General features: G+C 71.3%; 22 protein-coding genes. 16 read left to right on the forward strand and 6 right to left on the reverse strand.

Annotated features, from left to right (window positions below):
- Positions 1-75: 75 nt before the first annotated feature.
- Positions 76-2328, forward strand: coding sequence for a RelA/SpoT family protein (locus PX701_RS16360; RefSeq protein ID WP_275506907.1), 2253 nt, complete (start codon positions 76-78; stop codon positions 2326-2328).
- 22 nt (positions 2329-2350) lie between these two features.
- Here PX701_RS16360 and PX701_RS16365 read toward each other — a convergent pair whose 3' ends face one another.
- The 3 genes from PX701_RS16365 to PX701_RS16375 all read right to left on the reverse strand — a co-directional run bounded on the left by PX701_RS16365 (position 2351) and on the right by PX701_RS16375 (position 5379).
- Positions 2351-2968, reverse strand: coding sequence for a hypothetical protein (locus PX701_RS16365; protein WP_275506908.1), 618 nt, complete (start codon positions 2966-2968; stop codon positions 2351-2353).
- A gap of 97 nt (positions 2969-3065) precedes the next feature.
- Positions 3066-4298, reverse strand: coding sequence for a DUF349 domain-containing protein (locus tag PX701_RS16370; RefSeq protein ID WP_231430877.1), 1233 nt, complete (start codon positions 4296-4298; stop codon positions 3066-3068).
- 163 nt (positions 4299-4461) lie between these two features.
- Entirely contained in the window at positions 4462-5379 is a 918-nt protein-coding gene (locus PX701_RS16375) for a peptidylprolyl isomerase (protein ID WP_308191644.1), read from the reverse strand.
- On the opposite strand from PX701_RS16375, the gene PX701_RS16380 reads away from it, so the two are divergent.
- The 12 genes from PX701_RS16380 to aroQ all read left to right on the forward strand — a co-directional run bounded on the left by PX701_RS16380 (position 5378) and on the right by aroQ (position 18947).
- Entirely contained in the window at positions 5378-6766 is a 1389-nt protein-coding gene (locus PX701_RS16380; RefSeq protein WP_231430878.1) for a replication-associated recombination protein A, read from the forward strand. The genes PX701_RS16375 and PX701_RS16380 overlap by 2 nt on opposite strands.
- A gap of 232 nt (positions 6767-6998) precedes the next feature.
- Positions 6999-7622, forward strand: a complete 624-nt coding sequence (gene rpsD, locus PX701_RS16385) for a 30S ribosomal protein S4 (protein ID WP_231430879.1) — start codon at positions 6999-7001, stop codon at positions 7620-7622.
- Between the two features lie 142 nt (positions 7623-7764).
- Positions 7765-7965: a hypothetical protein gene (locus PX701_RS16390; RefSeq protein WP_231430880.1), complete on the forward strand. Its 201-nt coding sequence runs from the start codon at positions 7765-7767 to the stop codon at positions 7963-7965.
- A gap of 59 nt (positions 7966-8024) precedes the next feature.
- On the forward strand, positions 8025-10682 hold the full coding sequence (alaS, locus tag PX701_RS16395) for an alanine--tRNA ligase (protein ID WP_275506909.1): 2658 nt from the start codon (positions 8025-8027) through the stop codon (positions 10680-10682).
- A 7-nt stretch (positions 10683-10689) separates the two neighbouring features.
- Positions 10690-11163 (forward strand): Holliday junction resolvase RuvX, encoded by a 474-nt coding sequence (gene ruvX, locus PX701_RS16400; protein ID WP_275506910.1) that lies wholly within the window; start codon positions 10690-10692, stop codon positions 11161-11163.
- A gap of 278 nt (positions 11164-11441) precedes the next feature.
- Positions 11442-13025, forward strand: a complete 1584-nt coding sequence (mltG, locus tag PX701_RS16405; RefSeq protein ID WP_231430883.1) for an endolytic transglycosylase MltG — start codon at positions 11442-11444, stop codon at positions 13023-13025.
- Positions 13018-13872 (forward strand): shikimate dehydrogenase, encoded by an 855-nt coding sequence (locus PX701_RS16410; protein ID WP_275506911.1) that lies wholly within the window; start codon positions 13018-13020, stop codon positions 13870-13872. The genes mltG and PX701_RS16410 overlap by 8 nt, the downstream gene beginning before the upstream one ends.
- Before the next feature lie 21 nt (positions 13873-13893).
- Entirely contained in the window at positions 13894-15111 is a 1218-nt protein-coding gene (gene aroC, locus PX701_RS16415; RefSeq protein WP_275506912.1) for a chorismate synthase, read from the forward strand.
- Positions 15104-15622, forward strand: a complete 519-nt coding sequence (locus PX701_RS16420) for a shikimate kinase (RefSeq protein WP_275506913.1) — start codon at positions 15104-15106, stop codon at positions 15620-15622. Before aroC ends, PX701_RS16420 begins: the two co-directional genes overlap by 8 nt.
- Complete coding sequence (gene aroB, locus PX701_RS16425) at positions 15619-16704, forward strand: 3-dehydroquinate synthase (RefSeq protein WP_275506914.1); 1086 nt, start codon at positions 15619-15621, stop codon at positions 16702-16704. Before PX701_RS16420 ends, aroB begins: the two co-directional genes overlap by 4 nt.
- A 95-nt stretch (positions 16705-16799) precedes the next feature.
- Positions 16800-18377: an MFS transporter gene (locus tag PX701_RS16430; protein ID WP_231430888.1), complete on the forward strand. Its 1578-nt coding sequence runs from the start codon at positions 16800-16802 to the stop codon at positions 18375-18377.
- A gap of 114 nt (positions 18378-18491) precedes the next feature.
- Complete coding sequence (gene aroQ / locus PX701_RS16435) at positions 18492-18947, forward strand: type II 3-dehydroquinate dehydratase (protein ID WP_231430889.1); 456 nt, start codon at positions 18492-18494, stop codon at positions 18945-18947.
- A gap of 26 nt (positions 18948-18973) precedes the next feature.
- On the opposite strand, the gene PX701_RS16440 is transcribed toward aroQ, so the two are convergent.
- On the reverse strand, positions 18974-19429 hold the full coding sequence (locus PX701_RS16440; protein ID WP_275506915.1) for a luciferase domain-containing protein: 456 nt from the start codon (positions 19427-19429) through the stop codon (positions 18974-18976).
- A 161-nt stretch (positions 19430-19590) separates the two neighbouring features.
- On the opposite strand from PX701_RS16440, the gene efp reads away from it, so the two are divergent.
- The gene (gene efp / locus PX701_RS16445) at positions 19591-20154 is read left to right on the forward strand and encodes an elongation factor P (protein ID WP_231430891.1); all 564 of its coding nucleotides are present in this window, start codon (positions 19591-19593) and stop codon (positions 20152-20154) included.
- Positions 20154-20567, forward strand: a complete 414-nt coding sequence (nusB, locus tag PX701_RS16450) for a transcription antitermination factor NusB (RefSeq protein WP_231430892.1) — start codon at positions 20154-20156, stop codon at positions 20565-20567. Before efp ends, nusB begins: the two co-directional genes overlap by 1 nt.
- A gap of 146 nt (positions 20568-20713) precedes the next feature.
- On the opposite strand, the gene PX701_RS16455 is transcribed toward nusB, so the two are convergent.
- The gene (locus PX701_RS16455; protein ID WP_275506916.1) at positions 20714-21583 is read right to left on the reverse strand and encodes a glycosyltransferase family protein; all 870 of its coding nucleotides are present in this window, start codon (positions 21581-21583) and stop codon (positions 20714-20716) included.
- A 201-nt stretch (positions 21584-21784) separates the two neighbouring features.
- Here PX701_RS16455 and PX701_RS16460 point away from each other — a divergent pair, with 201 nt between their 5' ends.
- Positions 21785-22300, forward strand: a complete 516-nt coding sequence (locus PX701_RS16460) for a DoxX family membrane protein (RefSeq protein WP_231430894.1) — start codon at positions 21785-21787, stop codon at positions 22298-22300.
- On the opposite strand, the gene PX701_RS16465 is transcribed toward PX701_RS16460, so the two are convergent.
- Complete coding sequence (locus tag PX701_RS16465; RefSeq protein WP_275506917.1) at positions 22275-22982, reverse strand: hypothetical protein; 708 nt, start codon at positions 22980-22982, stop codon at positions 22275-22277. The genes PX701_RS16460 and PX701_RS16465 overlap by 26 nt on opposite strands.
- Positions 22983-23036 lie beyond the last annotated feature (54 nt).

The following is a 23036-nucleotide window of genomic DNA, read 5'->3' on the forward strand; positions in this document are numbered from 1 at the left end:
GTTCGCCCCCGGCGTGCGCCCTCGTGCACGCCGCACCCTCCGGAGCGGTGATAATTGAGTTCTGGAGGTGCGCGGGTGACGGAGACCGGGGTCAATTCGACGGCGTCGCTGCGCCGTCTCGTGCCGCGGATCTTCTCCAAGGCGCAGCCGTCGGGTGCGGTCGACACGCTCATCCGCACGGTGCGCATGCACCACCCGAAGGCCGACGTCGCGCTCATCGAACGCGCGTACACGGTCGCCGATCGGGCGCACGAGGGGCAGAAGCGCAAGAGCGGCGAGCCGTACATCACGCACCCGATCGCCGTCGCGCAGATCCTCGCCGACCTCGGCATCGGCTCCAAGACGGTGGCGGCGGCGCTGCTGCACGACACCGTCGAAGACACGGCATACACGCTCGACGAGGTGCGTGCCGACTTCGGCGATGAGATCGCGATGCTCGTCGACGGCGTGACGAAGCTCGACAAGGTCAAGTACGGCGACTCCACCCAGGCCGAGACGGTGCGCAAGATGATCGTCGCGATGTCGAAGGACATCCGCGTGCTGATCATCAAGCTCGCCGACCGACTCCACAACGCACGCACGTGGGGCTTCGTGCCGGCCGAGAAGGCGGCGCGCAAGGCGACCGAGACGCTCGAGATCTACGCCCCCCTCGCGCATCGCCTCGGCATCCAGGCGATCAAGTGGGAGCTCGAGGACCTCTCGTTCGCGGTGCTCTACCCGAAGCTCTACGCCGAGATCGAGAGCCTCGTGAAGCAGCGCACCCCGCAGCGCGAGGAGTTCGTGCAGAACGTCATCGACCTCGTCAATGACGACCTCAAGGCTGCGAAGATCCGCGGCAAGGTCGTCGGGCGTCCGAAGCAGTACTACTCGATCTACCAGAAGATGATCGTGCGGGGCCGCGACTTCGACGAGATCTACGACCTCGTCGGCATCCGCGTGCTCGTCAACTCGGTGCGCGACTGCTACGCCGTGCTCGGTGCCATCCACGCCCGCTGGACCCCGCTGCCCGGCAGGTTCAAGGACTACATCGCGACTCCGAAGTTCAACCTCTACCAGTCGCTGCACACGACGGTGATCGGGCCGAAGGGCCGCGCGGTCGAGATCCAGATCCGCACGCACGACATGCACCAGCGCGCCGAGTACGGCGTCGCCGCGCACTGGAAGTACAAGGAGCAGACGACCGGCAAGTCGGCCGGCGGTCCGGCGCTCGCGAACGAGACCGACATGGCCTGGCTCGCCCACATCTCCGACTGGCAGGCCGAGACGGCCGACCCGGGGGAGTTCCTCGATTCGCTCCGGTTCGAGATCGGTGCGAAAGAGGTGTACGTGTTCACGCCGAAGGGGCGTGTGATCGGCCTTCCCTCAGGGGCCACGCCGGTCGACTTCGCGTACGCGGTGCACACCGAGGTCGGCCACCGCACGATGGGCGCCAAGGTCAACGGGCGACTGGTCCCGCTCGAGAGCGAGCTGTCGAGCGGCGACGTCGTCGAGGTGTTCACCTCGAAGAACCCCGACTCCGGCCCGAGCAAAGACTGGCTCGGGTTCGTCAAGAGTCCGCGCGCCCGCAACAAGATCCGGCAGTGGTTCACGAAGGAGCGCCGCGACGAGGCGATCGAGCAGGGCCGCGACGCGATCGCCCGCGCGATGCGCAAGCAGAACCTGCCGCTCCAGAAGCTCATGAGCCAGGAGTCGTTCGCCGAGGTCGCCGCGCAGCTGCACTACGACGACGTCTCCTCGCTCTATGCGGCCGTCGGCGAGGGGCACGTCTCGACGCAGTCGGTGCTCGAGAAGGTCGTCTCGCTCGTGCGCGACATCGACGACGTCGACGAGCCCGACCTTCCGCTGCCGGCCCGTTCGCGGCCGCTTCCGCGACATTCCGACTCCGGGGTGCTCGTGCGCGGAGCGCCCGACATCCTCGTCAAGCTGGCTCGTTGCTGCACGCCCGTGCCGGGCGACCAGATCGTCGGCTTCATCACCCGAGGTGCCGGCGTCTCGGTGCACCAGGCGAACTGCCACAACGTGCAGTCGCTCATGCGCGAGCCGGAGCGGATGATCGACGTCGAGTGGGCGCCGAGCTCGAAGAGCGTTTTCCTCGTGCAGATCCAGATCGAGGCGCTCGATCGATCGGGCCTGCTCTCCGACGTGACGCGCGTCCTCTCGGAGCACCACGTCAACATCCTCTCGGCGAACGTCTCGACGTCGACCGACCGTCTCGCGCTCAGCCGCTTCGTCTTCGAGATGGGCGACACGACGCACCTCGACCGGGTGCTGAACGCCGTCCGCCGCATCGACGCCGTCTACGACGTCTACCGCGTCAGCGACGGCTGAAGCGTCAGCGACGGCCGAACCGTCAGCGACGGCCGAACCGCGCCGAGGACGGTTCGCGCGCGAACTCCGCACGCAGCCTCCCCTCGACGCGTACCGCCGTCTCGGCGCGGCCGAGGCGCTCGAGCGCTCGGGCGCGGTGCGGCAGCCGGTGTGCGTCGGCGAGACGATCGCGCACCCGTCCGGCGAAGCCGTCGCGAGCGGCGATCATGCGCGCCAGCACCTGCTCGACCGGCTCGTCGCCGATCGTCGGATCGCGCAGCAGGTCGAACGCCGTGCGCACGTCGTCGGTGCACGCGATGCCGTCGTGGCGCACGATCTCGTCGTCGCCGATCGACACCTCGCGGACCACCGCGGCACGGGCGGAGACGACAGCGACGCGGGCCTCGTGCGGCACGCAGAACTGCGCGACCTCCGGCGGAGCGTCGAGCGCGCCGTGCACCCAGGCCGCTGACAACCGCTCGATGATGAGTGCGCGGGGCGCGCGCCGGGCGACAACCGCCGCGCGCAGGCTCGGCAGGTCGGGTTCGTCGATCGGCGCCCAGGCGTCGTCGATATGGAAGAGTTCGCCGTCGATGCGGGCCGCGCACAGCTCGGCGAGCGGCAGGTCATCGGTGCCGAGCACTGCGGGAAGTCGCGCCATCACCCCATGCTGCGGTATCCGCGGTGCCGGAAACGGGCGATCGGCCGTCCTGTGGAGAACGGCCGATCACACGTGGATGTCGCGGAGGAGTCGAACCTCAGCCGCCGACGGCTTTCAGCCAGGCACGGCGAGCCTCGAGCGCCTCGCGTGCCTCTGCGGCGGCCTTGTCGTCGCCGGCCGCCTCTGCGGCGGAGAGCTCGGACTCGAGCTTCTCGATCGCCTCCTGGAGCTGACCGAGCATGCCCTCGGAACGCGCCTTCTTCTCGGGGTCCTCGCGCTGCCAGCGCTCGTCCTCCAGCGAGCGGACGTGGTTCTCGACCTTGCGGAGGCGATCCTCGATCGGGCGGACCTGATCGCGGGGGACGCGGCCGATCTCGTCCCACTGGCGCTGGATGCGGTTGAGCGCGGCGCGCGCGGGCTTCGGGTCCTTCTCGCCGAGCAGGACCTCGGCCTCGGTCAGGAGCACGAGCTTCTCGTCGAGGTTCGCGCGGTACGCCTCGTCCTCCTTCGCGTCGATCTCGGCCTTGGCGTCGAAGAGCACGTCGCCCGCGGCCTTGAAGCGTGCCCAGAGCTGGTCGTCGAGCTTCTTGCCGGCGCGTCCGGCCAGCTTCCACTCGTCGAGGAGACTGCGGTAATCGCCGACCGCGTCGGCACCGCGCGGTGCGAGCGCCTCGGCGCGCTCGATGAGTCGCTGCTTGCGAGCGCGCACATCGCGGTGGCTCGCGTCGAGCTCGGCGAAGAAGGCCTTGCGATGCTGCTCGATGGTCGAGCGTGCGGCGCGGAACCGCTTCCACAGGTCGTTCGCCTCGCCCTTGGGAAGCCGGGGGCCCTCCTGCTGGTGGCGCTGCCAGCTCGCGAAGAGGGCGTCGAGCTCTGCGGAGGTCTGCTTCCACTGGGTCTTCGCCGGGTCTTGAGCAGCGAGCCGCTCGGCCTGCTCGACGATGCGCGTGCGCTCGGTGATCGCCTCGCCCAGCGCCGCCTTCGCCTCGGCCTGCTGCTGTTCGGTGAGCTCCTTCGTCGTGCCCGAGAGGGCCTCGAGCCGACGGGAGAGCGCGTCGAGGTCGCCGACCGCGTGGGCATCGGCGACGGAGTCGGTGAGCGCCGCCACGGCCTTCGCCACGTCGGCCGCGGGCGCGCCGCGACGCACGCGCTGCTCGAGCAGCGTGACCTGACCGGCGAGGTCGGCGTACTTGCGCTCGAAGTACGCGAGCGCCTCCTCAGCCGTGGCATCGGGGTACTGGCCGACCTCGCGTTCGCCGTCGCTCGTGCGGACGAAGACGGTGCCCGTCTCGTCGACGCGGCCCCACGGTTGCTGATCTGATTCGGTCACGGCCTCACCCTGTCGTAGGTCGGATGCCGCCATCGGCGGCGATGCTGCGGTCAAGCCTACTGAGCGGCGGTCACGGGCTGTGCCGCCGCGTCGTAGGTCGGATGCCGCCATCGGCGGCGATGTGCTGTCAAGCCTATTGCACCGGTCGAAGACGGCGCCGCGCTCACTCGATCGTGACGGAGGTGATCGTCGTGGGGACGGTCGGGGCGCCGTCGGACGCTCCATCGGCCGGTCCGGCATCGGTGATGCCCGCCCGCAGCTCGTCGAGCCCGCTCGTCACCCGACCGATCACCGTGTATCCGCCGTCGTCGGTCGGGAGCGTCGTGTCCTCATAGACGATGAAGAACTGGCTGCCCTGGCTGTACGTGTTTCCGGGCTGGCGCGCCATCGCGATCGTGCCGGCGGGGTAGACCCCGTCGGCCGGCGCGTTCTCGATGGGGCCGTAGCTGTAGCCCGGGCCACCGCTGCCGTCGCCGTTCGGGTCGCCGCACTGCAGGACCCAGATCGAGTCCTTCGTGAGCCGGTGGCAGCTGACGCCGTCGTAGAAGCCCGACTGGATGAGGCTGATCTCGCTCGACACCGCCTGCGGTGCCGCGGCGCCGTCGAGCTCGACCCCGAGCGGGATCTCGTTGAGCGTCAGCGTCCCGGTCCAGGTCCGGTCCTCGGCCAGGTCGGCCGAGGGCACGTCGCCCTGGTTCTCGCCGGCGGCGGCCGACGGCGTCGGCGTGGCCGAGGCCTCGGGCTCCGGGCTCCCCGGGCCGCCGTTGAAGAAGAAGAGCTGCGCACCGACGGCGAGGGCCAGCACGACGACGAGCGTGATGCTCGCGATGACGTTGTCGCGCGTGCGACGCCGCTGCTTGCCGGCGTGCACCTCTTGCCTGGCCTGGTAGGTGCGGAGGCGTGCGCGTTCCTCGCGTGCCTGACGGTCGTTCGATGCCACGCCTGCTCCTTCTCGGCCGACCCCCTCGTGGGAGTGCTGCTGCGAGCCGACTCTACAAAAGCCCTCGGGCGTGCACCAATCGCCGCGCTGCACGGCGGCGCAGAAGGCGGTGTCGGATGCCGCGGCTACGCTTGATCGCATGGTGGATTCCGGCCCGGGACTGCGCTCGGGCGCGACCCCGCTCGCAGTGCGCATGCGCCCGACCAGCCTCGACGAGGTCGCCGGGCAGCGGCATCTGCTGACCCCCGGTTCGCCGCTCGTGGCGCTGGCCGGCGATCGCACCGGCGAGAGCGGGTCGGTGTCGGTCATCCTCTGGGGGCCGCCCGGTACGGGCAAGACGACGCTCGCCCAGGCGATCGCCCGATCGTCGGGGCGCAAGTTCGTCGAACTCTCCGCCGTCACTGCCGGCGTGCGCGACGTGCGCCACGTGATGGAGGAGGCCCAGGCCAGCCGCGACCTCTACGGCATCTCCACCGTCCTCTTCCTCGACGAGATCCACCGCTTCACGAAGGCGCAGCAAGACGCATTGCTGCCGGGCGTCGAGAACGGGTGGGTGATCCTCGTCGCCGCGACGACCGAGAACCCGTCGTTCTCGGTGATCTCGCCCTTGCTGTCGCGGTCTCTGCTGCTGACGCTCGAACTCCTGAGCGACGACGATCTCGGTGTGCTCGTCGACCGTGCCGTCGCCGATCCGCGAGGGCTCGCGGGCAAGGTCGTGCTCGACCCCGAGGCGCGAGCGGCGATCGTGCGGCTCGCCTCGGGTGACGCCCGTCGCGCGCTCACCGCGCTCGAGGCCTCGGCGATCTCCGCCGCGGCCGAGCCGGCCGTGGCGGCGGAGACGTCCGACGGCGACTCCGAGTCGGGGGAGCGCGAGGCCGAGGCATCCTCGCCGGTCATCACCGCCGATGTGGTGGCGCGCGCCGTCGACCGGGCGCTCCTGCGCTACGACCGAAACGGCGACGAGCACTACGACGTGATCAGCGCCTTCATCAAGTCGGTGCGCGGCAGCGACGTCGACGCTGCACTGCACTATCTCGCGCGCATGATCGAGGCGGGCGAAGACCCGCGGTTCATCGCGCGCCGCATCATCGTGCTCGCCTCGGAAGACATCGGCCTCGCCGACCCGCAGGCGCTCGGCGTCGCGGTCGCCGCCGCCGACGCGGTGCAGTACATCGGCATGCCCGAAGGGCGCATCCCGCTCGCGCAGGCCGTGGTGCACCTCGCAACGGCGCCGAAGTCGAACGCCGCGTACCTCGGCATCGACCAGGCCATCGCCGACGTGCGCGCGGGCAAGGCCGGGCGAGTGCCGAAACACCTGCGCGATGCGCACTACCCGGGGGCGAAGCGGCTCGGGCACGGCAAGGGCTACCGGTATCCGCACGACGACGCGATCGGCGTCGTCGCGCAGGAGTACCTGCCCGACACCCTGCGCGGCGCGGTCTACTACGAGCCGACCGAGCACGGCAACGAGCGCGAGGTCTCCGCACGCCTCGCGAAGATCCGGCGCATCGTGCGCGGCGAGCGCTGACTCGGGGCGCCGGCGGGCGTCGCGAGACGGCAGCGCCCTCGAGGTCGGCGCGCCCCGGCGTGATACGATGGTCGCTGGCCTGAAGCCAGATCCTCGAGCGCGGCTGCGAGAGGGTCACCGGCGAGTGGGTGCGATCTGTAGCCGATCCACCCCTGGCGAATCCCTCTGACACAGATCTGCGGCGCACGAACGCGCCGCGGGTTTCACTTGAGATTCTTCCGAAAGGACATTCGTGTCGAACCGTTCCCGCAGCAAGACCCGCCTCTCCCGTGCGCTCGGCGTGGCCCTCACCCCGAAGGCCGCCCGCTACATGGAGAAGCGCCCCTACGCTCCCGGTGAGCACGGCCGCACCAAGCGCAAGGCCGACAGCGACTTCGCGGTCCGTCTGCGCGAGAAGCAGCGCCTGCGCGCCCAGTACGGCATCCGCGAGAAGCAGCTGAAGATCGCCTACGTCGAGGCCAAGCGCACCGCCGGCCAGACGGGTGAGAACCTGGTCGAGCTGCTCGAGATGCGCCTCGACGCGCTCGTGCTGCGCGCCGGCTTCGCCCGCACCATCTCGCAGGCCCGCCAGTTCGTGGTGCACCGCCACATCCTCGTCGACGGCCAGCTCGTCGACCGCCCGTCGTTCCGCGTGAAGCCCGGCCAGCTCGTGCACGTGAAGACCCGCAGCGAGGGCACCGAGCCGTTCCAGGTCGCCGCCGCCGGCGGTCACGCCGACGTGCTCCCCAAGGTTCCGGGCTACCTCGAGGTCGAGCTCGACAAGCTCCAGGCCAAGCTCGTCCGTCGCCCGAAGCGCGCCGAGGTCCCCGTGACCTGTGACGTCCAGCTCGTCGTCGAGTACTACGCGGCTCGCTGACGCAGGCTGCACCGAACAGGGGTCGCGGGGTTTCCCGCGGCCCCTGTTCCGCATTCGGCGGGCGGCCCGGCCCGCGCCACTAGACTGATCCGAGGCGTGCCGAGCGCCATGGCGTCGGCGAGAGATCGAACAGGGAGCACCCGTGAAGAGCATTCTGTGGTTCACCGTCGGCGTCGCGGCCGGATTCGTGGTCGCGCACCAGGTCAACCAGACCAAGCAGGGCCGCGACTTCTTCGAGTCGATCGACGCGAAGGCCCGAGCGTTCGGCCACGCGATCGCCGAGGGCTACCACGCCCGCGACGCCGAGCTGCGCGCCGAGGCGGGCCCCGCCGCCGAGCGCTGAGCCACCACCCCATCTCCTTCCGGCCCGGGCGACCCCGGGCTCGACCCCAGAACGGAACCATGCAGACTGCCGACATCCGCCAGCGCTGGCTGGACTTCTTCGCCGAGCGCGGCCACACCGTCGTGCCCTCGGCCTCGCTCGTCTCCGACGACCCGACGCTGCTCTTCACGGTCGCCGGCATGGTGCCGTTCGTGCCGTACCTGACCGGGCTGGTGCCCGCTCCGTACCCGCGTGCCACGAGCGTGCAGAAGTGCATCAGGACGAACGACATCGAAGAGGTCGGCAAGACGCCGCGTCACGGCACGTTCTTCCAGATGAACGGCAACTTCTCGTTCGGCGACTACTTCAAGGAAGGCGCCATCTCGATGGCGTGGGAACTGCTCACCACGCCCGAGGACGGCGGCGGCTACGGCTTCGACCCGAACGACCTCTGGGTGACCGTCTACGAAGACGACGACGAGGCGATCGAGATCTGGAAGCGCGTCGCGGGCCTGCCCGACGAGCGCATCCAGCGCCTCGGCAAGGACACGAACTACTGGCACACCGGGCAGCCCGGCCCCGCGGGACCCTGCTCCGAGATCTTCTTCGACCGCGGCCCCGAGTACGGCATCGACGGCGGTCCCGCGACCGACGACGACCGCTACGTCGAGATCTGGAACCTCGTGTTCATGCAGTACCTCATCGACGACGTGGTGTCGAAGACCGACTTCCGCATCGTCAAGGAACTGCCGAAGAAGAACATCGACACCGGCATGGGGCTCGAGCGCGTCGCCTTCATCAAGCAGGGCGTCGACAACATGTACGAGATCGACCAGGTGCGTCCGGTGCTCGACAAGGCCGCCGAGCTCTCCGGGCGCCGGTACGGCGCCGACCACGAGGACGACGTGCGGATGCGCGTCATCGCCGATCACATCCGCTCTGCGCTGATGCTCATGAGCGACGGGGTGAGCCCGTCGAACGAGGGGCGCGGCTACATCCTGCGACGGCTCCTCCGCCGCAGCATCCGGGCCATGCGGCTGCTCGGCGTCGAGGGCCCGACGTTCCGCGAGCTGTTCGCGGCATCGCGCGACGCGATGAAGTCGGCCTACCCCGAGGTCGCGCGCGACTACGCGCACATCGAGCAGCTCGCCCTCGGCGAGGAGGAGACGTTCCTCCGCACACTGTCGGCCGGAACGTCGATCCTGGACCTCGCCGTCGAGAAGACGAAGGACGCCGGGCGCGCGCAGCTCGCCGGCGACACGGCGTTCCTCCTTCACGACACGTACGGCTTCCCGATCGAGCTCACGCTCGAGATGGCCGACGAGGCCGGCCTCGCGGTCGACCGTGCCGCGTTCGACGAACTCATGACGGCGCAGCGCACCCGTGCGAAGGCCGACGCGAAGTCGAAGAAGAAGGTGCTCGCCGATCTCTCGGTGTACGCCGACTTCCGGGCCAAGGGCGAGACGGTCTTCACGGGCTACACCGAACTGGCGACCGAGTCGAGCGTGCTCGGCCTGCTCGTCGACGGCCGGCCGGCGCAGCGCGCCGTCGCCGGACAGACGGCCGAGGTCATCCTCGCCGAGACGGCGCTCTACGCGGAGTCCGGCGGACAGGCGCCCGACCAGGGGCGCATCGTCGGCGACGGCTACGAGCTCGAGGTGCTCGACGTGCAGAAGCCCGTCAAGGGCCTCATCAGCCACACGGTCAAGGTCGTCTCGGGCGAGGTCGGCGTCGGGGAGCGGGCGACGAGCCTCGTCGATGAGGACTACCGGCGAGGGGCGACCCAGGCGCACTCGGGGACGCACATCGTGCACGCCGCGCTGCGTCAGGTGCTCGGTCCGAACGCGCACCAGTCGGGCTCGTTCAACAAGGCCGGCTACCTGCGCCTCGACTACGGCTGGAACTCGGCGCTCTCGGCTGAGACGCGCAGCGAGATCGAGGAGATCTCGAACTCGGCGATTCGCGACAACCTGCAGGTCGTCACGCGCGAGCTCCCGCTCGACGAGGCGAAGGCGCTCGGGGCGATGGCGCTCTTCGGCGAGAAGTACGGCGACGTCGTGCGCGTCGTCGACATCGGCGGTCCCTGGTCGCGCGAGCTCTGCGCGGGCACCCACGTGTCGACGAGCTCCGAGATCGGCATGATCAACATCGTCGGCGAGTCGTCGGTGGGTGCGTCGAATCGCCGTGTGGAGTCCCTCGTCGGTCTCGAGGCGTTCCGGCGATTCGCTGCCGAGCGCGCACTCGTCACGGAGCTCACCTCGACGCTGAAGACGCGACCCGAGCAGCTCGTCGACCGCGTCGGCGAACTGGTGACCAGCCTCAAGGCCGCGGAGAAGCGCATTCAGGCGTTCGAGGCGAAGGCGCTGAACGACCGCGTCCCGGCGCTGGCCGCGAAGGCCACGCGTGTCGGCGACGTGCTGCTCGTGGCCGAGCCGGCCGGAGAACTGGGCTCGGGCGACGAGCTGCGCTCGCTCGCGCTCTCGGTGCGCGCACAGCTCGGCGACGTCGACGCGGTCGTCGCCCTCGCGGGCGAGGTCGGCGGCAAGCCGCTCACGATCGTCGCGACGACGCCGGGTGCGCGCGAGCACGGTGCGAACGCGGGCGCCCTCGCGAAGGCGGCCGCGGCCGCGCTCGGCGGCGGTGGCGGCGGCAAGCCCGATCTCGCGCAGGGCGGCGGCAGCGACCTCTCGGCGATCCCCGCGGCCCTCGAGGCCGTGCGCCGCGGGCTCGGCGGGTAGACGAGCGATGCGATCCGGGGCGAGGCTCGGCATCGACGTCGGGCGCGCCCGGATCGGCGTGTCGCGATGCGACAGCGGCGGGCTGCTCGCGGTACCGGTCGAGACGGTGCCGCGCTCGGCCGAGGGCGACGCCGACGTGCGACGCATCCTCGCCATCGCCGACGAGTACGAGGCGATCGAGCTCGTCGTCGGCAACCCGCTGTCGCTCTCGGGCGCGCCGACGCCGTCGACGGACGATGCCGTCGAGTTCGCGGGCCGGCTCGCGGGCGCGAGCCCCGGACGTCAGGTGCGCCTCGTCGATGAGCGACTGTCGACCGTGAGCGCGCAGCAGGCGCTGCGCGCGACCGGGAAGAAGGCGAAGCAGCAGCGTCCCATCGTCGACCAAGTCGCAGCCGTTATCATTCTGCAACATGCGATCGACGCCGAGCGCGCCTCCGGGCACGCTCCGGGTCGAACCCTCGACACCGATGAAGGGCCCTGACCCCTGTGACCCAGCTCCCCCCAGAGCACCCAGAGGCTGACGCGCTCATGCGCGACTGGCAGGCGATGCTCGCCGGCCAGCAGCCGACGACGACGAAGCCCTCGCCGGTCATGCCGCTCCCCACGGCTCCGCCGGCGCAGTCGACCTCGCCCGGCGCGCAGGCGGCACCGCCGGCGTCTCCCCGGCAGCCCGTCCGACCCGCTGCGGACCGGCCGGTTGCACCCGTCGAGCCCGCACCGGGATCCGCGGCCCCCGACGGACCTCCCGAGGGTCGGCAGATGACCCGTCGAGAAGCCCGCGAGGCCGAACAGCGCCGGGCGGCCGTCGAAGCCGCGACATCGAACGGCGCCGCGCCGGTCGCCCCCTCGACCGGTCCCACCCCGGCGGCGCCCTGGACGGGCCCCGCCCCCGCCGCAGCACCGACCGGCGCCGGAACGGCCGCGCCGTGGGACGGGCCCACGGCGACCGGTCCCGCGCCGACCACGCCGCCGACCGGACCGGCCCCGACGAGTCAGGGCCTCTCGGCCGTGGCCGAGCAGTTCGCGGCGCCGGTCTCCGCCGCCGCAGCGGCGTCGGGCCCGGTGCCGTCGATCGCCCCGGTCTCGGCACCCGGCGCGTCGCAGACCGACGCCACCGCGCTCGCGCCCGACGCTCCGGCCGCCGCCTTCGCGGCGCTGCTCGGCGGGCCCGAGACCGGCGACGGACCCGAGCCGCCGCGGCGCAAGCCCACCCGCGCCGAACGCCGCGCCGCGGCATCCTTCGACCATCACGAACCCGATGGGCACGAGAAGCCCCGTCGCCGCGGAGGCTGGGGCTGCCTCATCGGCCTCCTCGTGGTCGCGGGTCTCGGCGTCGGCGCCTTCTTCTTCCTGCAGGGCCCGATCAACGCCGTCATCGAGCGGTTCCAGCCCGCCGCCGACTACGAAGGCCAGGGCACGGGCGAGGTCGTCTTCATGATCCACGAGGGCGACACGGGCGAGTCGATCGCCACGAACCTCGTCGCCGAGAAGGTCGTCGCGAGCGAGGACGCCTTCCTCGAGGCGGTCGCCGACGCCGACCCGTCGCCGATCTTCTACCCGGGCGCATACAAGCTCGCCGAGAAGATGAGCGCCCAGGCCGCGCTCGACGCCCTCGAAGACCCGGCGAGCAAGCTCGAGAACACCTTCGTGATCCCCGAGGGCACCGCGACCGTCGACGCCCTGCCGAGGATCGCAGAGGGCACCGGCATCCCGCTCGAGGAGCTCGAGGCCGCTGCGGCCGAGTCGCCGCAGTCGTACGGGCTGCCCGCCGAGGCGAAGAGCCTCGAAGGATTCCTCTTCCCGGCGACGTACACGCTCGACCCCGACGCCGACGCCCGTGCCGTGCTGCAGACGCTCGTCGACCGGCAGTTCCAGGCGCTCGACGAGGCGGGGGTCGCCCCCGAGGACCGCTGGAAGACGATCGTGCTCGCCGCCCTCGTGCAGCGCGAGGCGGGCCTCAAGGACGACTACTACAAGGTGTCCCGCGTCTTCCTCAACCGGCTCGACCCGGCGAAGTGGGAGAGCGGGCTGCTGCAGTCCGACGCGACCGTCGCCTACGGCACCGGCAACACGCACCTCGTCACGACGACCGACGCCGAGCGCGAGGACGCGTCGAACCCGTACAACACGTACGTGCACCCCGGCCTGCCGGTCGGCCCCATCTCGAACCCCGGCGACCTCGCCATCGATGCGGCGGTCCATCCCGCCGACGGACCGTGGCTGTTCTTCGTGACGTGGAACCTCGACACGGGGGAGACGATCTTCTCCTCGACCGTCGAGGAGCACGATGCCGCCGTCGAGAAGTGGCTCGCCTGGATGGAGGACCACCCCGAGTATGGCTGAGCCGCTGCCTTCTCGACCGGGCGCTCGCCTCGCGGTGCTCGGGTCGCCGATCGCGCACTCGAAGAGTCCGGCGCTGCATCGCGCCGCCTACTCGCGGCTCGGCCTGGACTGGGAGTACACGGCGGTCGAGATGACCGGTGAGCGACTGCCGGGCTTCATCGACGGGCTGGATGACTCGTGGCGCGGCCTGTCGCTCACGATGCCGCTCAAGCAGGACGTGCTGGCGCTCGTCGACGAGGTCGACGAGCTCGTACGGCTGACGGGGGCGGCCAACACCGTCGTCTTCGACGACGGTGTGCGGCGGGGCTTCAACACCGACGTCGGCGGGATCGTGCGTGCGCTGGGGGAGTCGGGCGTCGGCCGGGTCCGCACGGGTGCGCTCATCGGCGCGGGTGCGACGGCGGCATCGGCACTCATCGCGATGGCCGAGCTCGGCGCCCGTGAGGTGCGGGTGCTCGTGCGCCGACCGGGTTCGGCCGCGGCGCTCGGCGACCTCGGGCGGCGTGCAGGGGTCGTCGTCGACGAGCTTCCGATCGACGCGCTCGCGGAGCTCGGCGCCGGTGATGCCGAGCTCGTGATCGCGACCGTGCCGGGCGGCTCCGACCTCGGGGTCGCGCCGTCGGCGGTACTCGTCGACGGCAGCGTACTGCTCGACGTGGCCTACGACCCGTGGCCGAGCACCCTCGGCGCGGCCTGGCTCGCGCGATCGGGGCGAGTGGTGCACGGACTCGGCATGCTGCTGCACCAGGCGCTGCTGCAGGTGCGCGTGTTCGTGCACGGCGACCCGTTCACCGAGCTGCCCGACGAGGATGACGTGCTCCGCGTCATGCGCGAAGCCGTGCGCTGACGCTGTGGAAGTATAGAAGGCATGCTCCGTTGGCTCACTGCCGGAGAGTCGCACGGCCCTGAGCTCGTCGCGATCCTCGAGGGTCTTCCCGCCGGCACCCCCGTCTCACTCGATCTCATCCGCGACGATCTCGCGCGCCGCAAGCTCGGCTACGGCCGCGGCGCCCGCATGAAGTTCGAGCAGGACGAGCTGGCGATCTCGGGCGGCGTGCGTCACGGGCTCAGCCTCGGCAGCCCCATCGCGCTGCGCGTCGGCAACACGGAGTGGCCGAAGTGGCAGGAGGTCATGAGCCCCGAGCCCATCGACCCGGCGAAGCTCGGTCGTGGCCGCGGAGCACCGCTCACCCGCCCGCGCCCCGGACACGCCGATCTCGTCGGCATGCAGAAGTACGGCTTCGACGAGGCGCGCCCCGTGCTCGAGCGGGCGAGCGCGCGTGAGACCGCCGCCCGGGTCGCCCTCGGCGCGGTGGCGAAGTCGTTCCTCGCCGAGCTCGGCATCACGACCATCGCCCACACGCTCTCGATCGGCCCGGTGCGCGTGCCCGACGACGCGGCGCTGCCCCTGCCGGCCGACCTCGCGGCGGTCGATGCCGACCCGCTGCGCTGCTTCGACGCCGACACGAGCGCCCGCATGGTCGCCGAGGTCGACGACGCGCACAAGTCGGGTGACACGCTCGGCGGCGTCGTCGAGGTGCTGGCCTACGGTGTGCCGCCCGGACTCGGGTCGCACGTGCACTGGGACCGTCGGCTCGACGCCCAGCTCGCGGCCGCACTCATGGGCATCCAGGCGATCAAGGGCGTCGAGGTCGGCGACGGATTCGAGACCACGCGTCGTCGCGGGTCGGCCGCGCACGACGAACTGCACCTCGCCGACGGGCGGATCGAACGTGCCAGCGATCGGGCCGGCGGCACCGAGGGCGGCATGTCGACCGGCACCGTCCTGCGTGTACGTGCCGGTATGAAGCCCATCGCGACCGTGCCCCACGCCCTGCCCACGATCGACGTCGCGACGGGGGAGCCCGCTCCTGCGCACCACCAGCGCTCCGACGTCTGCGCGGTTCCGGCGGCCGGCGTCGTCGCCGAGGCGATGGTCGCGCTCGTCCTCGCGAACGCCGTCCTCGAGAAGTTCGGCGGTGACTCCGTCGTCGAGACGCGCCGCAACCTCGAGTCGTACCTCGCCGCCATCCCCGAAGCACTCCGCACCCAGGGCGCGACCGGTGCGACGGTCGCCGGTGTCTGAGCGCGCACGCCTCGCGCTGCCGATCGTGCTCGTCGGGCCGATGGGCGCCGGCAAGTCGCGCGTCGGACAGCGGCTCGCGAACGACGCCGGGGCGCCGTTCGTCGACACCGACGTGCGCATCGCCGAGCGCTACGGCCCGATCGACGAGATCTTCGACCGCGAGGGCGAGGAGTACTTCCGCATCGTCGAGCGCGAGGTCGTCGCCGAGGCGCTCCGCGAGGAGGCGGTCGTGTCGCTCGGAGGCGGCGCCGTGCTGCACGCCGACACCCGCGACGATCTCGCGTCGCTGCCGGTCGTGTGGCTGCAGGTCTCGCGCGAGGCGGTGACGCCGCGGCTCACCGGGGGCAACCGGCCGCTGATCGCGGCCGGCGGCATCGACGCCTGGGCGGCGATCCTCGAGGCGCGCCGACCGCTCTACGAGGCGGTCGCCGACCTCGCCATCGACACCTCGCGCCGCTCGGTCGCGCGGATCGTCGACGACATCACCGAGCGTTTCGGAGGAGCACGATGACCGCAGGCGACGAGCGCACGAGCATCCGGGTCGGCGGCGAGTCCGGTTACGACGTGATCGTCGGACGGGGCGTCACCGCCGGCATCGGCGACGCACTCGGATCGGCGGTCAAGAAGGTGCTCGTCGTGCACCCGGCGACGCTCGGCGCGCGCGCCGCCGAACTGCGTGAATCGCTCTCCGACCGGTTCGAGGTGCTGCTCGCCGAGGTGCCCGACGCCGAGGCCGGAAAGCGCATCGAGGTCGCGGCCTTCTGCTGGCAGGTGCTCGGCCAGGCCGACTTCACGCGCAGCGATGCCATCGTCGGCTTCGGGGGTGGAGCGATCACCGACCTCGCGGGCTTCGTCGCCGGCACGTGGCTGCGCGGCGTGCGCGTCGTGCAGGTGCCGACCACCGTCCTCGGCATGGTCGACGCCGCCGTCGGCGGCAAGACGGGCATCAACACGAACGAGGGCAAGAACCTCGTCGGCGTCTTCCACGCCCCCGCCGAGGTGATCTGCGACCTCGACCTGCTCGACACCCTGCCGAAGAACGAGATCCTCGCCGGGTTCGCCGAGATCGTGAAGGCCGGCTTCATCCGCTACCCCGAGATCCTCGACACGATCGAGGCCGACCCCGAGCGGGCCACCGACCCGTCGACGCCCGAGTTCCGTCGCGTGATCGAGTTGTCGATCCGCATGAAGGCCGACGTGGTCTCCGAGGACTTCACCGAGCAGGGCCTGCGCGAGATCCTGAACTACGGGCACACGCTCGGCCACGCGGTCGAACATGCCGAGCGCTACCAGTGGCGGCACGGCGCGGCGGTGTCGGTCGGACTCGCGTTCGCCGCGGAGCTCGGACGGCTCTCGGGCCGCCTCTCCGACGAGGTCGCCGACCGCCACAAGCGAGTGCTCGACCTGCTCAGCCTGCCGACGAGCTACCCGGCCGGGCGATGGAACACGCTGCTCGCGACCATGCAGCGCGACAAGAAGGCACGAGCCGGCCAGCTTCGGTTCATCGTGCTCGACGACCTCGCGAAGCCCACCGTCATGCTGGCGCCCGACCAGTCGCTGCTCTTCGCCGCCTATCAGGAGATCGCGAGCTGAACGCCCCGCCGCGATTCACAGAGATCGCGTGATGCCGGCCCCGTGACGTCGGTGCCAGACTGGCGCCCGCGCAGGGGCGCCCGAGGGGGAACGGCATGAGCAGCACGATGAAGAAGACGGCCACGGGCGCGACACTCGTCACGCTCATCCTCGTGGCGGCGGTCGCGAACCTGCCGCTCGCCGTGGCGAACGTGGCGCTGCCCGACATCGGCAAGGCGTTCGACGCATCCCAGACGGAGCTCAACCTCGTCGCGGTGGGCTACTCGCTCGGCCTCGCCGCGTCGGTGCTGTGGCTCGGCGCGGTCGGCGACCGCTACGGCCGGAAGTCGATGCTGCTCATCGGCGTGCTGCTCTCGCTGCCGGCCTGCCTCGTCGCGGCGTTCGCGCCGACGATCGAGGTGCTCATCATCGCCCGCATCGTCGGCGGCCTCGCCGCGGGCATGGCGTACCCGACGACCCTCGCGCTCATCACGGCCCTGTGGTCGGGTGCCGAACGCACCAGGTCGATCGCGCTGTGGTCGGCGATCGGCGGCGCCATCTCCGCGCTCGGGCCGCTCATCTCCGGGTTCCTGCTGGAGATCTTCTCCTGGGGGTCGGTCTTCCTCGTGACGCTGCCCCTGATCGTCGTCGCGGTGCCGATGGTGCTGAAGTTCGTGCCCGCGCACGTGAACGAGTCGACCGAGCGGGTCGACAACCTCGGCGGCCTGCTCTCGGCCCTCATGGTCGGCGGCCTCATCCTGGCGATCAACTTCGCGGCAGTACCGAACTCGGGCACCCTCGTGCTCGGCCTGTCGATCATCGGCGCGGCGGCGCTCATCGGCTTCGTCATCCGCCAGCGCCTCGCCAAGAACCCGCTGTACGATCTGGCGATCGCGGCTCGCCCGATCTTCTGGGTTGCGGCCTGTGCGGGGATCATCGTGTTCGGTTCGCTCATGGGCGCCATGTTCATCGGCCAGCAGTACCTGCAGAACGTGCTCGGGTACACGACCGTCGAATCGGGCTTCGCGATCCTGCCGGCCGCGATCTTCATGGTCCTGCTCGCACCCCGGTCGGCGAAGCTCGTCGAGACGCGGGGCGCCCGCTTCACGCTGCTGCTCGGCTACACGGGCGTGCTCCTCGGATTCCTGACGATGCTGCTGCTCTGGCGCGAGGGCGCGCAGTACTGGGTGGTCGGCCTCGGTTACGCGTTCGTCGGCGCCGGCGTCGGGCTCGCCGGCACGCCGGCGTCGCGGTCGCTCACCGGTGCCGTGCCGGTGCGACGTGCGGGCATGGCCTCGGGCACCGCCGACCTGCAGCGCGACCTCGGCGGCGCGATCATGCAGTCGATCCTCGGTGCGCTGCTCACCGCGGGCTACGCCGCGTCGGCGACCGCGCTCATGAAGGGCTCGCCCGACGCCGACCAGATCACGAGCTCGGTGCAGAGCCAGCTGACGAAGTCGTTCGCGAGCGCGACCGACATCGCCGAGCAGTACCCGAAGTACTCCGATGCCATCATCCAGGGGGCGAAGCAGTCGTTCGAGCAGGGGCAGGACTGGGCGTACCTCGCGGGCATCATCGCGGTGCTGATCGGCGCGGTGCTCGTCATCTGGAAGTTCCCGAACGCCCAGCGGGAGCGCGAACTGCTCGCGCAGTACCACGCTGAGGATCAGGGGGAGCCGCAGCCCGCGGAGTGAGGTGGTGCGCGAGTCGGTGAGCATCGGCGGGCCGCGGGGCAGAACGGGCCGACGCGCGCGGCAGCGGTAGGCTGCCCGGATGACGAACACCACTGCCCCGAAGGGACCCGCGGCATGACCGGGCGTCGGCTCCTGCTCGTCAACGGACCCAACCTGAACCTGCTCGGCACCCGCGAGCCCGAGGTCTACGGCACCGAGACGCTCGCCGATGTCGAGCGGCTGGTCGAGGATTCGGCGGCAGTGCTCGGCTTCGACGTCCGGGCCGTGCAGAGCAACCACGAGGGCGTGCTCATCGACGCCATCCACGATGCGCGCGCCGACTGCGCCGGCATCGTGATCAACCCGGGCGGGTTGACGCACACGTCGGTCGTGCTCCGCGACGCACTCGCGGGCGTCGCACTGCCCGTCGCCGAGGTGCACATCTCCGATGTCATGCAGCGCGAGCCGTTCCGCCACCACTCGTACGTCGCCGACGTGGCCGTGGTGCACGTCGTCGGCGAGGGGGTCGCCGGCTACGCGACCGCGGTGCGCCGGCTCATCGCTGCGATCGAGGGCCAGGCCGACGGCTGACCCGATGCCGGCCGGCCGGCCGTCGCTCAGCCGCCCCGAGCGAAGTCGAGGCTCTCGACGACGATCGCCACGACGACCGCGAGTTCGGCCTCGTCGCGCGGACCGTAGACCATGAACTCCGTCCCGTGGTCCTCGTACTGGTGGGGTTCGGCCCACCCCAGCTCGGTCAACCGAGCCCCGCGCCAGGCGGGCAGCACCAGGTGCATCGAGGTGTCGGAGACTCCGTGCAGGTGCACGGGCTCGAGCCGGCCGTCGGGGAACAGCGAGGTCTCGGGGGAGCCTGCGGTCTCGACCTCGGTGAGGAACACCGCGCGCGACGACATCGGCGACACCTGGCTGTGGCCCTCGACGACGCCGTCGAGGGCGAACACGGCCGCGACGAGCCGCCCCCACATCTCGGGCGGAGCCTGCTGGGTGAGCTGGCGCTGCGGGCCCTCGGTGGAGACCTGCGGCCGGGGGCCGCGTCGGGGAGGTGCGATCATCCCGTCAGCGTAGGTCATCGGCGCAGGCCCCGGCACGAGGCATCCGCCTGCGGCCCGCGCGCGTTGGCGCTGCCGGAGCCGAGCGACTAAACTCGACCGACTGAACTCTCTCGGGCCGATCTCCGGCCGAGCCTCTTCGCAACCGAACGGATCGTATACGCATGGCAAGCACCGCTGACATCAAGAACGGCGTCGTCCTCTCGATCGACGGCCAGCTCTGGAGCGTCATCGAGTTCCAGCACGTCAAGCCCGGCAAGGGCGGTGCCTTCGTGCGCACCAAGCTGAAGAACGTCGTCAGCGGCAAGACCGTCGACCGCACCTACAACGCCGGCGCGAAGGTCGACATCGAGAACGTCGACCGCCGCGACTTCACCTACCTCTACAACGACGGCGACGGCTTCGTGTTCATGGACGCGACCGACTACGACCAGATCACCGTGCCCGCGACGGTCGTCGGCGACGCCGCGAACTTCATGCTCGAGAACCAGGCCGTCACCATCGCCCTGAACAACGGCAACCCGCTCTACGTCGACCTTCCCGCGTCGGTCGTGCTCGAGATCACCTACACCGAGCCCGGCCTGCAGGGCGACCGCTCGACGGGTGGCACGAAGCCCGCGACCGTCGAGACCGGCTACGAGATCCAGGTGCCGCTCTTCCTGGAGACGGGCACCAAGGTCAAGGTCGACACCCGCACGGGTGACTACCTCGGCCGCGTGAACGACTAGTGAGCGCACGCACGAAGGCGCGCAAGCGCGCGCTCGACATGCTGTACTCGGCCGACATGCGCCAGGTGCCGGTCGAGCAGATGCTCGTCGTCGAGGCGGAGAAGGCCGCGAACGAGCCCGAGCGGGCCGCCTCGTGGCTCTACGCGCGCGAGATCGTCGACGGCATCGTCGACCATCGCACCGAGATCGACGAGCTCATCGAGACCCACTCGCGCGGGTGGACGCTCGAGCGCATGCCGGCGGTCGACCGCGCCCTGCTGCGCATCGGCGTCTGGGAGATCGTCTACAACGACGAGGTGCCCGACCCGGTCGCGATCGCCGAGGCGGTCGAGGCCGCAACGGTGCTGTCGACCGACGACTCCGCCGGCTTCGTCAACGGGCTGCTCGCCGCGGTCTCGCACGCCAAGGCCTGATCTCCACCGCCGCCATACCGCACTCGGCGGCTCGATCGCCGCTCACGCCCGCGGGTCGCTGACGCCCCGAGGCATCCGCATCGTGTGCTCGACGACCTCGCGAGGGGCGTCGTGCGTCCTGAGCGACCGACCGATCGCACGCGCGTTCACCCGGTACGCGGGGTCCCGTGCGAGCCGGCGAACCGCGCGGGCGACCGCTCGCGCCGTCGGCCGCCTCGTGTGCAGGTCGACGCCGGCGCCCGCCCATGCGACGCGGGCGGCACCTCGTGCCACCAATCCGGCCGCTCGAGGTCGTCGTCGCCCGGTCGGGCCAGCCGGCCGACGAAACGAAGGCGACCGGATGCCTCGGGGCGGGGGTTCTCGAGCTCGGCGACGCCGTTCGCGCAGACGAGCTGCGGTGAGTAGCACGCCTCGTCGAACGTCGTCGCGGTCGGCGGGAGTCCCGCCGCGAGCCGCTGCTCGGCGTACGCCCGCTGGATGGGCCTCGTCACGAGCCGGGCGACCCGGTGCAGCAGGCGGTCGCGCGCGCGGCCCGGGCCACCGCGAGCGGGCCGAAGGGCGAGCCCCGGAGGCGGCAGCGCGATGCTCGGCGACGTGAGCGGCGTGAGTGCGACCGTCGCCCACGGGGTGCCCGTCGACTCGGCCACGAGTGCCGCCCCGAGGCTCGTGGACTCCGCGACGATGACGTCCCATGGGCGCACGGCGAAGGCCGCGCGCAGGTCGTCGAACTGCCCCGAACCGGTGCGCACGAAGAGGTGCTCGACGTTGAGGAGCAGTTGCCGGGGACCCTTCCGGCCGGCGAGCGCGGGGAACGTCGCCGCGAGGTCGTGCTCGTCGAAGTCCGGCGCCGTCCGCCACCGCAGCACCTCCGCGCCGACCGCCTCGAATCGGGCCGCATACGCCTCGCCGGTGTCGACGCGAACCGAGTGGCCGGCCTCGACGAACGCCGCGGCGACCGCGGCCATCGGAGCGGCGTGACCGTGGAACGGCGTCACGGCGATCATCACGTCGGCCATGCACGATTCCACCACCGACGGTGCCACGGCCGCGGCCCGTGAACGGGGGGAGTGCGAGGCCGACCCCGAGCGCGGGCTCGGTGTCCGCCCCGAGCGGGATTCAGCGGTACTCCGGGCGACGGCGACCCGAGCCCGCGATGGGATGGGGAACCGTCGCCCCCTCGGCGTGCATCCCATCACCCAGAACCGAAAGGCTCCGTCATGTCCTCCACCACTCTCGGCACCGGTCGCACCGCACCGACCGCCGGCCTCGACCACGTCCTCGAGCGCGCCGACGCGGCCCAGGCCGTGCTGCAGCGCTTCTTCGCCCGCACCGGAGCGCCGGCCCTGCGGATCGCGCTCGGACTCGTGTTCGCCGTCTTCGGCGCACTCAAGTTCATCCCCGGCGCGAGCCCCGTCGACGAACTCGTGACGCGCACGTGGAACGCGCTCTCGTTCGGCATCGTCGACGGCTACGCGGCGATGGCCCTCACGGCCGCGCTCGAGGTGTTCGTCGGCCTCACCTTCATCACCGGCTGGTTCCTGCGCATCGGCCTGCTGGCCCTCGCGGCGACGTTCGTCGGCATCTTCTCGCCGCTCGTCTTCTTCACCGGCGAGCTCTTCAGCACCGCCGGGCCGACGCTCACGGCCCAGTACATCCTCAAGGACGTCGTGCTCGTGGCCGCGGCGATGGTCGTGGCCGCTGGTGCGCTCACGCGCCCGATCCGCCGCCGTTGAGCGTACGGGCCGTACCGCCCCGGCCGACATCGCCCGAGCCCGAACGGCTCCCGCCCCGTGCGGGAGCCGTTCCGGCGTCGGCATCGTCGGCACGCTCGCCCCAGGCCGCGAGGGCGGCGGCGACGAGGCCGAGGCCGACCAGGCTGCCGTGCGGCCAGTACGTGAGCAGCACCGTCGAGCCGACGATGATCGGCAGCGTCGCGGCGAGCAGCAGCCGCTCCCAGAGCGGTGCACCGCGGCCGTTCGCCAGGGCGACGACGATCGCCCAGACGCCGATCGCGAGGAGGGCGAACAGCTCCGCGCCCCAGATCGCGTGCCACGGGGCGTCCAGCGGATGGTTCGCGTACGAGAGCGCGGTGATCGGAGCAGTGGCCAGTACGAGCCAGCCGAGCACCCGTCCGGTCCAGCCGAGCGCCGCGAAGGCCGGGCCCGTGGCGAGCCACACGAGCACGAACGACAGGGCCGAGGCGGCGCCGAACACGAGGTAGAAGTCGCCCCATCCCATCGAGGCGAGCGCCGACCGCAGCGCGTCGTAGACGGCGGAGTCGTCGAGTGCCGCGAGCCAGTCGGGCGAATCCGCGCCCGACCACACCGCCTGCTGCGGTGGAAGCAGGAAGAAGGCCCATGCCGCCGCCGCGAGGGCGGCGACCACGCACCAGGGTCTCGAAGGGTGCCGTCGCATGCCCGAACCCTAGCGCCGACCGTCGCACCGCGACAGTCCGGCGCACCGCGGTGC

Origin of the sequence: Agromyces chromiiresistens, from assembly GCF_029167465.1 — a bacterium.
Classification (GTDB): Bacteria; Actinomycetota; Actinomycetes; order Actinomycetales; family Microbacteriaceae; genus Agromyces; species Agromyces chromiiresistens.

What these genes read in the sequence shown, in the direction of transcription:
- PX701_RS16365 (WP_275506908.1), bottom strand. Translation starts at nt 2,968, where the DNA reads ATGGCGCGACTTCCCGCAGTGCTCGGCACCGATGACCTGCCGCTCGCC.
- PX701_RS16380 (WP_231430878.1), top strand. Translation starts at nt 5,378, where the DNA reads ATGGTGGATTCCGGCCCGGGACTGCGCTCGGGCGCGACCCCGCTCGCA.
- PX701_RS16375 (WP_308191644.1), bottom strand. Translation starts at nt 5,379, where the DNA reads ATGCGATCAAGCGTAGCCGCGGCATCCGACACCGCCTTCTGCGCCGCC.
- alaS (WP_275506909.1), top strand. Translation starts at nt 8,025, where the DNA reads ATGCAGACTGCCGACATCCGCCAGCGCTGGCTGGACTTCTTCGCCGAG.
- ruvX (WP_275506910.1), top strand. Translation starts at nt 10,690, where the DNA reads ATGCGATCCGGGGCGAGGCTCGGCATCGACGTCGGGCGCGCCCGGATC.
- mltG (WP_231430883.1), top strand. Translation starts at nt 11,442, where the DNA reads ATGACCCGTCGAGAAGCCCGCGAGGCCGAACAGCGCCGGGCGGCCGTC.
- PX701_RS16410 (WP_275506911.1), top strand. Translation starts at nt 13,018, where the DNA reads ATGGCTGAGCCGCTGCCTTCTCGACCGGGCGCTCGCCTCGCGGTGCTC.
- aroC (WP_275506912.1), top strand. Translation starts at nt 13,894, where the DNA reads ATGCTCCGTTGGCTCACTGCCGGAGAGTCGCACGGCCCTGAGCTCGTC.
- aroB (WP_275506914.1), top strand. Translation starts at nt 15,619, where the DNA reads ATGACCGCAGGCGACGAGCGCACGAGCATCCGGGTCGGCGGCGAGTCC.
- PX701_RS16430 (WP_231430888.1), top strand. Translation starts at nt 16,800, where the DNA reads ATGAGCAGCACGATGAAGAAGACGGCCACGGGCGCGACACTCGTCACG.
- aroQ (WP_231430889.1), top strand. Translation starts at nt 18,492, where the DNA reads ATGACCGGGCGTCGGCTCCTGCTCGTCAACGGACCCAACCTGAACCTG.
- PX701_RS16440 (WP_275506915.1), bottom strand. Translation starts at nt 19,429, where the DNA reads ATGATCGCACCTCCCCGACGCGGCCCCCGGCCGCAGGTCTCCACCGAG.
- efp (WP_231430891.1), top strand. Translation starts at nt 19,591, where the DNA reads ATGGCAAGCACCGCTGACATCAAGAACGGCGTCGTCCTCTCGATCGAC.
- PX701_RS16455 (WP_275506916.1), bottom strand. Translation starts at nt 21,583, where the DNA reads ATGGCCGACGTGATGATCGCCGTGACGCCGTTCCACGGTCACGCCGCT.
- PX701_RS16460 (WP_231430894.1), top strand. Translation starts at nt 21,785, where the DNA reads ATGTCCTCCACCACTCTCGGCACCGGTCGCACCGCACCGACCGCCGGC.
- PX701_RS16465 (WP_275506917.1), bottom strand. Translation starts at nt 22,982, where the DNA reads ATGCGACGGCACCCTTCGAGACCCTGGTGCGTGGTCGCCGCCCTCGCG.